The sequence below is a fragment of the Geodermatophilus arenarius genome, assembly GCF_042654585.1.
Classification (GTDB): domain Bacteria; phylum Actinomycetota; class Actinomycetes; order Mycobacteriales; family Geodermatophilaceae; genus Geodermatophilus; species Geodermatophilus arenarius.
In genome coordinates, this window is record NZ_JBHSGR010000001.1 from 297,536 (window position 1) to 311,190 (window position 13,655).

Genomic DNA, 13,655 nt, shown 5'->3' on the forward strand with positions numbered 1-13,655 from the left:
CCGAAGCCCGTGCGCTCGTCCTCGTGCTGTCCGTGGTGACCTCACGGTCGGCCCCGCCGCAGGGCCCCGCCCCGAGCGGAGCGAGGGGTGGGGGCGGTGGGGTCCTTCCTCAGGCCTCGACCGTGGTGATCGAGACGGTCTTGCGGCCCCGGCTGGTGCCGAAGGTGACCGCACCGGGGGTCAGCGCGAACAGCGTGTCGTCGCCGCCGCGGCCGACGCCCAGGCCCGGGTGGAAGTGGGTGCCGCGCTGGCGCACGATGATCTCGCCGGCCTTGACGACCTGGCCGCCGAAGCGCTTGACGCCGAGGCGCTGGGCGTTCGAGTCGCGGCCGTTGCGGGAGGACGAGGCGCCCTTCTTGTGTGCCATGTCGTCGTCAGCCCTTCGTGATGTCGCGGACGACCACGTCGGTCAGCGGCTGACGGTGGCCCTGACGCTTGTGGTAGCCCGTCTTGTTCTTGAACTTGTGGATGCGGATCTTCGGGCCCTTGCCGTGGCCGACGATCTCGCCGGTCACGGTCACGCCGGCCAGCGCCTGCGCGTCACTGGTGACGGTCTCGCCGTCGACCAGGAGCAGGGCCGGGAGGGTGACGGTGTCGCCCGCCTCACCCGCGAGACGGTTGACCGTGAACCGGTCGCCCACGGCCACCTTGTGCTGCCGGCCCCCGGCCTTCACGACTGCGTACACCACTGAACTCCTCGATCGCTGCTGTCTGTCCCCGCGCTGCGTCCTGCGCGCACCCCGGCGCGGGCGCCGGGTGCTGGACGGGCCGCTCCGCCTGCGCGGGACCGGGAGACCCGGTCCGGGGCGGTGCAACCCGACCAGCGTACCCGAGCAGCCGGGACCGGGTCGAACGCGGCCCCGGCTGCCCGGAGGGTCTAGCTGGCCGGCGGCCCGGCCGGGCGGCTGGCGGCCCGGCGGCGGCGCGGGCGCGCCCCGCCCACCGCGGCACCGGTGCCGTCGTCGGCCACCGGCGGCTGCGCCTCGGCGGCCGGGGCCTCCTCGGCCGGGACCTCCTCGGCCGGGACCTCCTCGGCCGGGACCTGGCCGCCGGGGGCCTGCGGGTCCGCCGCCGGGGCTGGGTCGTCGGGGCCGGCGCCCGCGGGGACCGCCTCCTCCTCCTCCTCGCCCGGGCCCTGCGGCTCCGCGGAGGCGGCGTCCACCGGGACGGGGGCGTCGGTGACCAGCAGGCCGGGGTCGGCCTGCGGGGCCTCCCCCGCGTCCTCCGGCTCCGCGACCTCGGGCTCCGCGACCTCGGGCTCCGCGACCTCGGGCTCCGCGGTCAGGGGCCGAGCCGGCCCGGGCTGCGGCGCCTCCTCCGGCTCGGTCACCTCGGCGCCCGGCACCTCGGCGCCGACCGCGGCCGTGACCTCGACCTCGGGGGCCTCGTCGGCGGCCGCGGCCGGACCGGCGACGGCCTGCTCCGCGACGGCCTCCTCGGACGTCCCGGCGTCGGCGGGCTCCTCGCCGGAGGCGGCGGCGAGCACCGCGGCGTCCTCGGCGGCGCGCTCCTCACCGGACTGGCCGCGGTTGCGCCGTCCCCGGTTGCGCCGCCCGCCGCCGGACCGCTGGCCCTCGCCGTTCTCGGCGGCGTCGGGCGCGGTGACCTCGGCCTCGGTCCGGTCGGCGTCCTTGCGGTCGGTGTCCTTGCGGTCGGTGTCCTTGCGGTCGGTGTCCTTGCGCTCGGTGTCCTTGCGCTCGGTGTCCTTGCGCTCGGTGTCCTTGCGCTCGGCGCGCTCGGCGTCCTTGCGGCCCCCCTGGTCGCGCCGGCCGCCGTTGCCGGAGCCCGGGCCGTGCCCGCCCGAGCCGTTGCCGCCGCGGCGACGGTCGTCGACCGGGTCGGTGTGCACGATGACGCCGCGGCCGCGGCAGTGCTCGCACGGCTCGGAGAACACCTCGAGCAGGCCCTGGCCCACCCGCTTGCGGGTCATCTGCACCAGGCCCAGCGACGTCACCTCGGCGACCTGGTGCTTGGTGCGGTCGCGGCCCAGACACTCGGTCAGCCGCCGCAGCACCAGGTCGCGGTTGCTCTCGAGCACCATGTCGATGAAGTCGATGACGATGATGCCGCCGACGTCGCGCAGCCGGAGCTGGCGGACGATCTCCTCGGCCGCCTCCATGTTGTTGCGCGTGACGGTCTGCTCGAGGTTGCCGCCGGACCCGGTGAACTTGCCGGTGTTGACGTCGATGACCGTCATCGCCTCGGTGCGGTCGATGACCAGGGAGCCGCCCGAGGGCAGCCAGACCTTGCGGTCCAGCGCCTTGGCCAGCTGCTCGTCGATGCGCAGGTCGCGGAAGACGTCGCCCTCGCCGGTGTGCCGGGTCAGCCGCCCGGTGAGCTCCGGGGAGACGTGCGCGACGTAGGCCTCGACGGTGTCCCACGCGTCGTCGCCCTGGACGACGAGCTCGCTGAAGTCCTCGTTGAAGACGTCGCGGATGACCCGGATGGCGAGGTCGGGCTCGCCGTAGAGCAGCGCCGGGGCGTTGTTCGACGACTCCGACTTCTGCCGGATGACCTCCCACTGCGCCTGCAGCCGGGCGACGTCGCGGGTGAGCTCCTCCTCCGAGGCGCCCTCCGCGGCGGTGCGGATGATCACGCCGGCGTCGTCGGGGACGATCTTCTTCAGGATGTCCTTGAGCCGCTGGCGCTCGGTGTCGGGCAGCTTGCGGCTGATGCCGGTCATCGACCCGCCGGGCACGTAGACCAGGAACCGGCCGGGCAGGTTGACCTGCTGGGTCAGCCGGGCGCCCTTGTGGCCGATCGGGTCCTTGGTGACCTGCACCAGCACCTTGTCGCCGGACTTGAGCGCCTGCTCGATCGAGCGCTGCTTGCCGCTGAGCCCGGCGACGTCCCAGTTGACCTCGCCGGCGTACAGGACGGCGTTGCGGCCCTTGCCGATGTCGACGAACGCCGCCTCCATGCTGGGCAGCACGTTCTGCACCCGGCCGAGGTAGACGTTCCCGGCGAACGACGTCGCCTGGGCCTGGGTGACGTAGTGCTCGACCAGCACGCCGTCCTCGAGGACGGCGATCTGGGTGCGCTCGCCGCGCTGGCGGATCACCATCCGGCGCTCCACCGCCTCGCGGCGGGCGAGGAACTCGGCCTCGGTGAGGATCGGCGCGCGACGGCGGCCGCTGTCCCGGCCCTCGCGGCGGCGCTGGCGCTTGGCCTCCAGCCGGGTGGAACCGGTGACGCCGCGGACGTCGTCGTCGCTGGTGCTGCGGCCGTTGCGGCCGGCGCGCTCGGGGCGGTCGTCGTCGTCCTCGGCCGCGGCCGCCTCGCCGTCCCCGCCGCGGCGGCGGCGCCGGCGGCGGCGCCGCGTGGTCGACGTGCCCTCGGCGCCCTCGCCGTCGTCGCCCTCGGCGTCCTCGCCGGCCTCCGCGTCGGTGTCCTCGTCGTCGTCGTCCTCGTCGTCGGAGGCGCGCTCGGCGGTGTCCTCGTCGGCGTCGGTGTCCGCGGCGTCGTCCCCGTTGCGGCGGCGGCCGCGGCCGCGGCGGCCCCCGCGGCGGCGCCGGCTGCCGCCGGCGGTCTCGTCGCGGTCGGCCTCGTCGCGGTCGGCCTCGTCGCGGTCGGCGTCGTCGCGGTCGGCCTCGTCGCGGTCGGCGTCGGCGCGGTCGGCCTCGTCAGCGGTGTCCTCGTCGGCGTCCTCGGCGGTCCCGACGACGGCCCGCTCGTCGGCGGGCGGCTCCTCGGCGGCCCCGCCGCGGCGGCGCGACCGACTGCGGCGCGAGCGCGGCGCCGGGGTCTCCTCCTCGTCCTCCGCCGGCGCCGCGACGTCCTCGACGTCGGGCGACTCGGGCAGCGGCCGGCGGCTGCGCCGGCGCGGCGCCGGCGTCACCTCCGCCTCGGGGGCCACGAAGCTCACGAAGGCCGGCACCACCGGGGCGGCGACCGGCGGGGGCGGCGTCCAGGCGGCGGGCTCGGGGGCGGCCGCCGGGCGGGTGGCGCGGCGGCGGGGCCGGGCGATGACCGCGGTCGGCTCCGGTGAGCTGAACTGGGCGCCGAACGGCGACCGGTCCGGCTCGTCCTCCGGCTCCTCCTCGGGCTCCGGGGCGGGCGGGGGCTCCGGGTCGGGGTGGGACTCCGGGTCGGCCTCCGCCGGCTCCTCGTCCGGGGTCCCCCCGGTCGCCGCCTCGCCGCTCAGCACCTCCGCGACCGGCGCGTCGCCGGGCGGGAGGGCGGGCGCGCTGCCGGCGTCGGTGGTCGGGGTGTCGGTGGTCGGGGTGTCGCTGTCCTGGTCGGCCACGAGGGCTCGCCTCCTGTGTAGTGCTCCCGGGCGCCGGTCCCCACCGGGGACGGGCGGCCGCGCAGGAGCACGGGTTGGGCGGGCCGGGCGGCCGCACGGGGTGCGGCGGCGAGCCCGGCTCGCGAAGTCTGTGGTCGGTCCCGCGCGGCGGTCGCCGCGGCCGGGGCCGGACTGCTGGTGGAGCGGTGGTGCCGATGGTCTCGGGTGGTGCCGGTCCTGGGCGGCACGTCTGGCAGCCGTGTCGCTCGACGTCGCGGTGGCTCCCGGGTCGCCCGGTCAGACGGCGGCGTGCTCCCCCTGGCAGCGGGTGCGCGCCGCACGGTCGGGACCGAGCGGATCGGCCACGGTCCCGCTGCCGTCGAGCCGGCCCTGCGCCTCACGCACGGCCCGGGGGGGCGACGGCGGGCGCAGGTCGGCGACGGCGGCGAGAGCGGCCACCACGTCGTCGGGTCGAACGGCGGGCGTCACCTGCCGGACGACCACGTGCAGTATGGCACATCCTGCCTCCCCGCCCGCGGACGCGGACGCGACGGGGCCGCGCGCATCGACGTCGCGGAGGCCGTTCTTGGTGCGCTTGGCGACCAGCACCTCCTCCCGGGCCAGGAAGGCGTCGACCGCCGCGGCGAGGGTCGCGGGCTCGACGCCGGACAGCTCGATCCGCCACCGCGCGGCGTCGATCCGGTCGGCCAGCGAGCCGCCGCCCTCGGCGGCCTCCACGCACTCGAGGACGTCGATGCCCGGGGGCAGCGACGCGTCCAGCGCGGCCCGGACCTCCTCGGGGTCGCGCCGCTCGGCCAGGCCGATCTCCAGGTACTCCGCCTCGCTGGCCGCCCCGGTCGGCGCCGCGCCCACGTAGCTGATCTTCGGGTGCGGGGTGAAGCCGGCGGAGTAGGCCATCGGCACCCGCGCGCGGCGCAGCGCCCGCTCCAGCGCGCGGGCGAGGTCGCGGTGGGAGGCGAAGCGCAGCGGGCCGCGCTTCGCGTAGCGCAGCCGCAGGCGCTGGACGGTCGGCGGCGGGGGCGGGCCCTCCGGGGTGCGGGCCACGGTCAGCGGCCGACGACGGTGAGCGGGAGCAGGCTGCGCCCGGTGGGGCCGATCTGGATCTCGGTGCCGTTGGTCGGGCAGACGCCGCAGTCGTAGCAGGGGGTCCACCGGCAGTCGGCGACCTCCTCCTCCGACAGCGCGTCCTGCCAGTCGTCCCAGAGCCACTCCTTGTCCAGCCCGGAGTCCAGGTGGTCCCAGGGCAGGACCTCGTCCTGGGTGCGCTCGCGGGTGGTGAACCAGTCGAGGTCCACGCCGAGCGGGGTGAGCTCCGCGGCGGCCGCGGCGGTCCAGCGCTCGTAGGAGAAGTGTTCGCTCCAGCCGTCGAACCGGCCGCCCTCGCGCCACACCCGCTCGACGACCCGGCCCACCCGGCGGTCGCCGCGGGACAGCAGGCCCTCGATCACGCCGGGCTTGCCGTCGTGGTAGCGCAGGCCGATGGAGCGGCCGATCCGGCGGTCGGCGTTGATCGCCTGCCGCAGGACCCTCAGGCGGTGGTCGATGGTGTCCGCGCTCGCCTGCCCGGCCCACTGGAACGGCGTGTGCGGCTTGGGCACGAACCCGCCGATGGACACGGTGCAGCGGATGTCCTTGCGGCCGCTGGCCTCGCGGCCCGCCCGGATGACCTCCACGGCCAGCTCGGCGATCTCCAGGACGTCCTCGTCGGTCTCCGTGGGGAGCCCGCACATGAAGTAGAGCTTCACCTGCTGCCAGCCGTTGGCGTAGGCGGTGGTGACCGTGGCGACCAGGTCCTCCTTGGACACGGTCTTGTTGATCACCCGGCGGATCCGCTCGCTGCCGCCCTCGGGCGCGAAGGTCAGCCCCGAGCGGCGCCCGTTGCGGGACAGCTCGTTGGCGAGGGTGACGTTGAAGGCGTCGACGCGGGTGCTCGGCAGCGACAGCCCGGTGTTGGTGCCCTCGTAGCGGTCGGCGAGCTCCTTGGCGACCTGGCCGATCTCGGAGTGGTCGGCGCTGGACAGCGACAGCAGCCCGACCTCCTCGTAGCCGGTCGCGCGCAGGCCCTGGTCGACCATCGAGCCGATGCCGGTGATCGTCCGCTCGCGCACCGGGCGGGTGATCATCCCGGCCTGGCAGAACCGGCAGCCGCGGGTGCAGCCGCGGAAGATCTCGACGCTCATCCGCTCGTGCACGCTCTCGGCCAGCGGCACCAGCGGCGTCTTCGGGTAGGGCCACTCGTCGAGGTCCATGACGGTGCGCTTGCCGACCCGGGCCGGGACGTCGTCGCGGGTGCGGGTCACCGCGGCGATCGCGCCGTCGGGACCGTAGGAGACGGCGTAGAAGCGCGGCACGTACACGCCGTCGACGCGGGACAGCCGGGCCAGCAGCTCCTCGCGGCCGCCGGGGCGGCCCTGCTCCTTCCACGCCTTGACGACGTCGGTGACGTCCCCGACGACCTGCTCGCCGTCGCCGAGGACGGCGCAGTCGACGAAGTCGGCGATCGGCTCCGGGTTGAACGCCGCGTGCCCGCCGGCGACGACGACCGGGTGCGTCTCGTCGCGGTCGGCCGCGTGCAGCGGGATCCCGGCGAGGTCGAGGGCCTCGAGCAGGTTCGTGTAGCCCAGCTCGGTGGCGAAGCTGACCCCGAGGACGTCGAAGTCGCGCACCGGGCGGTGGGCGTCGACGGTGAACTGGCCGACGCCGTGCTCGCGCATGAGCGCGGCGAGGTCGGGCCAGACGGCGTAGGTGCGCTCGGCGAGGGCGTCGGGGCGCTCGTTGAGCACCTCGTACAGGATCATGAGGCCCTGGTTGGGCAGCCCCACCTCGTAGGCGTCCGGGTACATCAGCGCCCAGCGCACGGCGACGTCGTCCCAGGCCTTGACCTGCGCGTTCAGCTCACCGCCCACGTACTGGATGGGCTTCTGCACCTGGGCCAGCAGGGGCTCGAGACGGGGGTACAGGCTCTCTCCGCTCATGACCCGTCCAGGGTAGACGGCCCCCCGCCGTCCCCGGCCCGGTTCTCGACCGGCGGCTCACCGTGATCGCGCCTAAACTGTCGGTGACCAGCAGGACGGCCTCCGAGGAGGAGCATGGTCCCGCCGGCCGGGAGCACCGGTGCACTGCGCGACGCCGACGGCGTCTCCCCGACCCGACCCTCCGGCCGGCTCCCGCACCCGTTGCCCCGGGGCCGGGCGACGTCCCTGCTGCCCCGGGGCCGGGCGATGTCGCCGCTGCCCCGGGGCCGGGCGATGTCGCCGCTGCCCCGGGGCCGGGCGATGTCCCTACTGCCCCGGGGCCGGGCGATGCCGGCGGAGCAGTGGGCCGCCCACCATCTCCTCGTCCTCCGGACGCTGCTGGTGCTGGTCGCCGCGGTCCCGGTCTACGCGCTGGTCCGCGGGAGCGGCGTCGTCCCCTCGGTGCTGCACGCCGCACCCCTGGCGCTGCTGACCGCGCTGGCCTGGGCCCCGGGGCTGGGCCGCAACACTCGCGCCGCGGCCGCCGCCCTCGGGCTGATGACCGCCGCCGCCCTGGGCGTGTGGCTGTCCGACGGCGCCACCGAGGCGCACTTCCTGTTCTTCGCCCTGCTCCCGCTCGCCGCCCTCTACGCCGCGCGGGCGCCGTTCCTGCTCGCGGTCGGCTTCGTGGCCCTCCACCACCTGGTGCTGGGCACGCTGTGGCCGCACGCGGTGTTCGCGCACTCCGTCCCGGCGCTGCCGATGGCCGCCCTGCACGCGGCGTTCGTGCTGCTGGAGAGCTGGGCGTGCCTGGCGGCCTGGCGGCGCTTCGACGACCGGCGCGAGCGCGTCGAGCAGCTGGTCGCCGAGCGCACCGCCGAGCTGCGCGCCCAGCGCGACGAGCTGGCCCGGCTGGCCGCCGTCGTCCAGACCACCGACGACGCCGTCGTGACGACGACCCCCGACGGCCGGATCACCAGCTGGAACCCGGGCGCGGAGCGGCTCTACGGCTGGACCGCCGCGGAGGCCCTCGGCCGGCACGTGTCGATGCTGTCCGCGGGCGCCCCGCTGCCCGCGGACCTGACCCGGCTGCCGCCCGGCAGCCACGAGCGGCGGCACCGCCGGGAGGACGGCTCGGTCTTCGACGCCCTGGTCACCTCCTCCCTCATCCGCGACGAGGACGGCACCCCGACCGGCGTCGCCGGGATCACCCGGGACATCACCGGCCGCAAGCGCGAGGAGGCCGAGGCCCGCGCCGCCGCCCGCCAGCTCGAGCAGCAGGCCGGCGAGCTGGCCCGGATGGCGCTGCACGACCCGCTCACGGGCCTGGCGAACCGGGCGCTCCTGCAGGACCGGCTCGAGCACGCCCTCGCCGACCGCCGCGCCCGCCGGCACGCGGTCCTGCTGCTCGACCTCGACGACTTCAAGGCGGTCAACGACGACTGCGGGCACGAGGCGGGCGACGCCGTCCTGACCGCCGTCGCCCGGCGGCTGGAGTCGCACGTGCGGCCGGCCGACACCGTCGCCCGCCTCGGCGGCGACGAGTTCGTCGTGCTCATGGAGGACGTCGAGGGCCGCTGCGACGTCCTGGCCGTGGCCGATCGGCTGCTGCGAGCGCTGCGCGAGCCCGTGGCCTGGGGCGACGAGCGGTTCACCGTGGGCGGCAGCGTCGGGGTCACGCTCACCGACGCCGGCGACCGGCGCGGCATGGACGACCTGCTCCGCGACGCCGACCTCGCGATGTACGTGGCCAAGTCCGGCGGCAAGGACCGGGTGCGGGTGTTCGAGCGCGGCATGCGCGAGGAGGTCGCCGCGCAGGACGAGCTGGTCCGCGACCTGCGCGCCGCCGTCGACTCCGGCGAGCTGCGGGTGCTCTACCAGCCGCAGGTGGACCTGCGCAGCGGCGCGGTCACCGGCGTGGAGGCGCTGGCCCGCTGGCAGTCGCGCACCCGCGGGCTGGTGGAGCCGGCCGGCTTCATCCCGGTCGCCGAGGCCACCGGCGTCATCGACGCGATCGACGACTGGGTGATCGGCCGGGCCTGTGCCCAGCTGCGCGCGTGGGACGACGCCGGCCTGCCCCCGCTGCGGGTGGCGGTCAACGTCTCCCCGCGCCGGCTGGCCACCGGCGGCCTCGCCGTCAGCATCGCCGCGGCCGCCCGGGACGCGGGCGTGGACCCCGGGCGGCTGGAGATCGAGGTCCCCGAGGCCGTCGCCGCCGGCCCCGACGCCGCGGCCGGGATCCGCGAGGTGCGGGCGCTGGGCGTGCACGTGGCCATCGACGACTTCGGGACCGGCGCGTCGTCGCTGTCCCGGCTGCAGGACCTGCCGCTGGACCGGCTGAAGATCGACCCCTCGTCGGTGGCGCCGCTGGCCGCCGGCGCCGCCGCCGGCTCGGTCGCCGACGCCGTCATCGCGCTGGGCAACAGCCTGGGCCTGCAGGTGGTGGCCGAGGGGGTCGAGCAGCCCGCCCAGCTGGCGGCACTCCGGTCGCTGGGCTGCGACACCGCCCAGGGCCACCTGTTCGGCTCCCCGGTGCCGGCCGACACCGTCGAGCGGCTGGTCCGCGCCGGCCGCCCCCTGCCGGGTGCCGCCTAACGGAGCAGCAGCCGCCCCAGGCGGCGGGCGCCCACCGCGAGGCCCGCCGCGCCCAGCACCGCGAGGTAGGCGACCGAGACCAGCAGCCCCCACCGGACGTCGCCGGTCACCAGCCCGCGGACGAGCTCGATGCCGTGGTAGAGCGGCGTGCACTCGACGACGACCTGCAGCGGCCGCGGGTAGGTCGACAGCGGGTAGAAGGTCGTGGAGAACAGGAACAGCGGCAGGATCACCACCTGCACGAACTCGAAGTCCTGCCAGCCGCGGAGGAAGGTGCTCGCGGCCAGCCCGACGGCGGCGAAGGCGAAGCCGATGAGCACCGCCGCGGGCAGGGCGAGCAGCGCCCACCACGAGCCGACCAGCCCCATCGCGAGCATGACCAGCAGGAACGCCGCGGAGTAGACGGCCCCGCGCAGCAGCGCCCACACCGTCTCCCCCACCGCGGCGTCGGCGGCCGAGACCGGCGTGGCGAGGACGGCGTCGTAGAGCTTGGCGTAGCGCAGCTTGAAGAACAGGTTGAAGACGGCGTCGTAGATGGCGCCGTTCATCGCGGCCGACGCGAGCAGCGCCGGGGCGACGAACTCCTGGTAGGTCAGCGCGGTGCCGGTGTCGGTGACGACGTCGCCGACCAGCCCGCCGATGCCGACGCCGATGGAGAACAGGTAGAAGAACGGCTCGGCGAACCCGGAGACGAACACCAGCCAGCTGCGCCGGGCCACCAGCAGGTTCCGGTACACCAGCTGCCCGGCCCGCCGCGCGGACAGCGGGTACAGCGGCACGATCCGCAGCAGCAGCGACGCCGGGCGCACCGGCGCGGGGACGCCGGTCACCGCACCAGCCGCCGCTGCAGCGCCCGGGCGGCCAGCCACGTGCCGGCGGCGACCCACAGCGCCAGGTAGCCGACGTGCAGCAGCGCGGACCCCGCCCCCGCCGTCCCGAGGGCGAGGTCGCGGGCCAGCGCGACGCCGTGCCACAGCGGGGTGGCGTAGGCGAACCACTCCAGCGCCGCCGGCAGCTGCGTCACCGGGAAGAACGTCCCGCTGAACAGGAACATCGGCACGATGAGGAACCGCTGCAGCGCGGCGAAGGCGGCGTCCTCCTCCAGCCGGGCGGCCATGGCCGTCACCGGCGCGGCGAAGGCCAGGCCGGTGAGCAGCGCGACCGGCAGCGCGAGCACCACCAGCGGGCTCTCCGCGGCGCCGAACAGCACGAGGACGACGAGGAACGCCGCGGCCGACGTCGTGACGCGGAAGGCGACGTAGAGCAGGTGGCCGGTGAGGACGTCGGCCGGGCGGGCGGGGGTGGCGAGCACCGCCTCGTAGAGCCGGTCCCACTTGAGCGCCCCGAGCACCGGGTAGGTCGACTCGCCCGTCGCCGTCTGCATCGCCGCGGCCACCAGCAGGCCCGGGGCGAGGAAGGCCAGGTAGCCCACCCCGCCCGGGACGCCGGGCCCGCGGTCGACGAGGGTGCCGAGCGTCAGGCCCATCGCGGCGAGGAACAGCACCGGCTCCAGCACGCTGCCGATCGCGCTGCTGCGCCAGAAGTGCCGGTGCGCGGTCAGCCGCTGGGCCAGGAAGGAGCGGGCGGCCGGGGACGGGACCACGTCAGTCGACCAGCGTCCGGCCGGTCAGCCGCAGGAAGACGTCCTCCAGCGAGCTGCGCCGGACCAGCGACGACAGCGGACGCAGCCCGAGCGCGAGCACCTCGCTCAGCGCGGCGTCGCCGTCGGCGGTGTAGAGCAGCAGCCGGTCGGGCAGCACCTCGACCCGCTCGACGGCGCCGCGGGAGAGCAGCGGCGCCAGCGCGTCGGCGTGCGCGGCCGGCCCGCCGCCGCCCTCGGTCAGCGGGAAGCGCAGCTCGCACACCTCGCGGGTGGACCAGGTGGCGATCAGCTGCGCCGGGGAGCCCTCGGCGGCGATCCGCCCGCGGTCCATGACCACCAGCCGGTCGCACAGCTGCTCGGCCTCGTCCATGTAGTGGGTGGTGAGGACGAGGGTGACCCCGCGCTGCTTGAGCCGGTACAGCCGCTCCCAGAGCACGTGCCGGGCCTGCGGGTCCAGCCCGGTGGTGGGCTCGTCGAGCAGCACGACGTCGGGGTCGTTGACCAGTGCGCGGGCGATGGTGACCCGCCGCTTCATCCCGCCCGACAGCGGCTCGACCCGGTCCCGCGCCCGGTCGCTGAGCTGCACGAAGTCCAGCAGCTCCGCCGTGCGCTCCCGCACGACGGCCCGCGGCAGCCCGAAGTACCGGCCGTAGACCAGCAGGTTCTCCTCGACGGTGAGCTCGAGGTCGAGGTTGTCGGTCTGGGGGACGACGCCGAGGCGGGCGCGGATCGCCGGGCCGTCGACGGCGGGGTCCATGCCGAGGATCCGCAGCTCCCCCGCCGTCGGCGGCGACACCGCCCCGACCATGCGCATGGTCGTGCTCTTGCCGGCGCCGTTGGGCCCGAGGAAGCCGAAGGCCTCCCCGGGCGCGATGTCGACGTCGATGCCGTCGACGGCGGTGTGCTCGCCGAAGCGCTTCACCAGGCCCCGGGCCCGGACCAGCGACTCCACCATGTCCCCCATGCTGACCCCGGCCCCGGGGGCCGGGTCGACTACGCCGCGAGGTCCGGGAAGAACAGGCCGATCTCGCGGGCGGCGGACTCGGCGGAGTCCGAGCCGTGCACGATGTTCGACTGCACCTCGAGGGCGAAGTCGCCGCGGATGGTGCCGGGGGCGGCCTTGACCGGGTCCGTGGCGCCGGCCAGCGCGCGGAACGCCTCGACCGCGCGCGGCCCCTCGACGACGAGGGCGAGCAGCGGGCCGCCGGTGATGAACTCGACGAGCGAGCCGAAGAAGGGCTTCTCGCGGTGTTCGCCGTAGTGCTCCTCGGCGACCTCACGGGTCAGGGTGCGCAGCTCGGCGGCGACCAGGCGCAGGCCCTTGGCCTCCAGCCGCGAGACGACCTCTCCGACCAGGCCGCGGGCGACGCCGTCGGGCTTGACGAGGACCAGGGTGCGATCAGTCACGGGACGGCAGCCTACGGGTCGCCGTCCGTCAACCGGGGTTGACATCCCCGCGGGTGTCAACCACAGTTGACACGGTGACCAGCCGGACCGCGGACGAGACGCTCACCGCCGCCACCAGCGACGACCCCGCCGTCGGCCTGCGCGGGGTCCGCGCCCTGCGGGAGCTGGCCGACCGGCTCGAGGGGTTGCAGGTCGCCGCCGCCCGCCGGCGGGGCTGGTCCTGGCAGCAGGTCGCCGACGCGCTCGGCGTCACGCGGCAGGCGGTGCACAAGAAGCACGCCCGGTCGTCCGGGGCGACGTGGAGGGAGTCCTGAGGTGTTCGAACGGTTCGCCGCCGAGGCACGCACGGTCGTGGTCCTGGCGCAGGAGGAGGCCTGCTCCGCCGGGTCGGACGGCGTCGACCCGGTGCACCTGCTGGTCGCCCTCGCCGCCGCGCCCGGCCCGGCCGGCCCGCTGCTGGCCGCCGCGGGCGTGCACGTGACCGACCTCCGCGCCGGCCTGCCCTCCTCCGGAGGCGGTGCGCTCGACGCGGAGGCGCTGGCCGCGCTCGGCATCGACCTGGACCGGGTGCGGGCGGCCGCCGAGGCGGCGTTCGGCCCCGGCGCGCTGGACCGCGGGTCCCCCGGCCGCCGGAGGGGGCACCTGCGCTTCGCCTCCGGCAGCAGGGAGGCGCTCAAGGAGGCGCTGCGCGCGGCGATCGCGCGCGGCGACCGGGTCATCGACGGCCGGCACCTGCTCGCCGGGGTGCTCGAGGTCGGCGACCCCGCGGTGTCCGCGGCGCTGGCCCGCGCCGGCGCCGACGTCGCCGGCCTGCGCCGCCGCCTGGCGGGCGAGGCCGACGCGGCCTGAC

Annotated in this window: 12 protein-coding genes; 3 read left to right on the forward strand and 9 right to left on the reverse strand. The window is 76.2% G+C overall.

Annotation, left to right across the window (positions count from 1 at the left end; genetic code table 11):
* Nucleotides 1-109: 109 nt before the first annotated feature.
* The 5 genes from rpmA to ACFO3M_RS01430 all read right to left on the reverse strand — a co-directional run bounded on the left by rpmA (nt 110) and on the right by ACFO3M_RS01430 (nt 7,221).
* Nucleotides 110-367: a 50S ribosomal protein L27 gene (gene rpmA / locus ACFO3M_RS01410; protein WP_387985394.1), complete on the reverse strand. Its 258-nt coding sequence runs from the start codon at nt 365-367 to the stop codon at nt 110-112.
* Between the two features lie 7 nt (nt 368-374).
* Nucleotides 375-686 carry a 50S ribosomal protein L21 gene (gene rplU, locus ACFO3M_RS01415; RefSeq protein ID WP_110007164.1) on the reverse strand — a complete coding sequence of 104 codons (312 nt, stop codon included), beginning with the start codon at nt 684-686 and terminating at the stop codon, nt 375-377.
* A 191-nt stretch (nt 687-877) separates the two neighbouring features.
* The gene (locus ACFO3M_RS01420; RefSeq protein WP_387985397.1) at nt 878-4,246 is read right to left on the reverse strand and encodes an Rne/Rng family ribonuclease; all 3,369 of its coding nucleotides are present in this window, start codon (nt 4,244-4,246) and stop codon (nt 878-880) included.
* A gap of 276 nt (nt 4,247-4,522) precedes the next feature.
* Nucleotides 4,523-5,290: a TIGR03936 family radical SAM-associated protein gene (locus tag ACFO3M_RS01425; protein WP_387985398.1), complete on the reverse strand. Its 768-nt coding sequence runs from the start codon at nt 5,288-5,290 to the stop codon at nt 4,523-4,525.
* A gap of 2 nt (nt 5,291-5,292) precedes the next feature.
* Complete coding sequence (locus ACFO3M_RS01430) at nt 5,293-7,221, reverse strand: TIGR03960 family B12-binding radical SAM protein (protein WP_387985401.1); 1,929 nt, start codon at nt 7,219-7,221, stop codon at nt 5,293-5,295.
* A 327-nt stretch (nt 7,222-7,548) separates the two neighbouring features.
* Between ACFO3M_RS01430 and ACFO3M_RS01435 the strand changes: the two genes are divergently transcribed.
* Nucleotides 7,549-9,795 (forward strand): putative bifunctional diguanylate cyclase/phosphodiesterase, encoded by a 2,247-nt coding sequence (locus tag ACFO3M_RS01435; protein ID WP_387985404.1) that lies wholly within the window; start codon nt 7,549-7,551, stop codon nt 9,793-9,795.
* Here ACFO3M_RS01435 and ACFO3M_RS01440 read toward each other — a convergent pair.
* Genes ACFO3M_RS01440 through ndk form a run of 4 tightly spaced genes read right to left on the reverse strand, consistent with a single transcriptional unit; the run spans nt 9,792 to nt 12,805 of the window.
* Nucleotides 9,792-10,625, reverse strand: a complete 834-nt coding sequence (locus tag ACFO3M_RS01440) for an ABC transporter permease (RefSeq protein WP_387985406.1) — start codon at nt 10,623-10,625, stop codon at nt 9,792-9,794. The two genes, ACFO3M_RS01435 and ACFO3M_RS01440, sit on opposite strands and share 4 nt — an antisense overlap.
* Nucleotides 10,622-11,398 carry an ABC transporter permease gene (locus ACFO3M_RS01445; RefSeq protein ID WP_387985408.1) on the reverse strand — a complete coding sequence of 259 codons (777 nt, stop codon included), beginning with the start codon at nt 11,396-11,398 and terminating at the stop codon, nt 10,622-10,624. Before ACFO3M_RS01445 ends, ACFO3M_RS01440 begins: the two co-directional genes overlap by 4 nt.
* 1 nt (nt 11,399) lies before the next feature.
* On the reverse strand, nt 11,400-12,353 hold the full coding sequence (locus tag ACFO3M_RS01450; protein WP_387985411.1) for an ABC transporter ATP-binding protein: 954 nt from the start codon (nt 12,351-12,353) through the stop codon (nt 11,400-11,402).
* 38 nt (nt 12,354-12,391) lie between these two features.
* Nucleotides 12,392-12,805 (reverse strand): nucleoside-diphosphate kinase, encoded by a 414-nt coding sequence (gene ndk / locus ACFO3M_RS01455; RefSeq protein WP_106280974.1) that lies wholly within the window; start codon nt 12,803-12,805, stop codon nt 12,392-12,394.
* A gap of 74 nt (nt 12,806-12,879) precedes the next feature.
* Between ndk and ACFO3M_RS01460 the strand changes: the two genes are divergently transcribed.
* Together ACFO3M_RS01460 and ACFO3M_RS01465 are read left to right on the forward strand one after the other, a co-directional pair.
* On the forward strand, nt 12,880-13,119 hold the full coding sequence (locus ACFO3M_RS01460; protein ID WP_387985414.1) for a helix-turn-helix domain-containing protein: 240 nt from the start codon (nt 12,880-12,882) through the stop codon (nt 13,117-13,119).
* A 1-nt stretch (nt 13,120) separates the two neighbouring features.
* A complete protein-coding gene (locus tag ACFO3M_RS01465) occupies nt 13,121-13,654 on the forward strand; it encodes a Clp protease N-terminal domain-containing protein (RefSeq protein ID WP_387985417.1) in 534 nt (177 codons plus the stop codon).
* Nucleotide 13,655 lies beyond the last annotated feature (1 nt).

Excerpts from the sequence above, each read along its gene's own strand:
- ACFO3M_RS01435 (WP_387985404.1), top strand. The coding sequence starts at position 7,549 with ATGCCGGCGGAGCAGTGGGCCGCCCACCATCTCCTCGTCCTCCGGACG.
- ACFO3M_RS01450 (WP_387985411.1), bottom strand. The coding sequence starts at position 12,353 with ATGGTGGAGTCGCTGGTCCGGGCCCGGGGCCTGGTGAAGCGCTTCGGC.
- rpmA (WP_387985394.1), bottom strand. The coding sequence starts at position 367 with ATGGCACACAAGAAGGGCGCCTCGTCCTCCCGCAACGGCCGCGACTCG.
- ACFO3M_RS01430 (WP_387985401.1), bottom strand. The coding sequence starts at position 7,221 with ATGAGCGGAGAGAGCCTGTACCCCCGTCTCGAGCCCCTGCTGGCCCAG.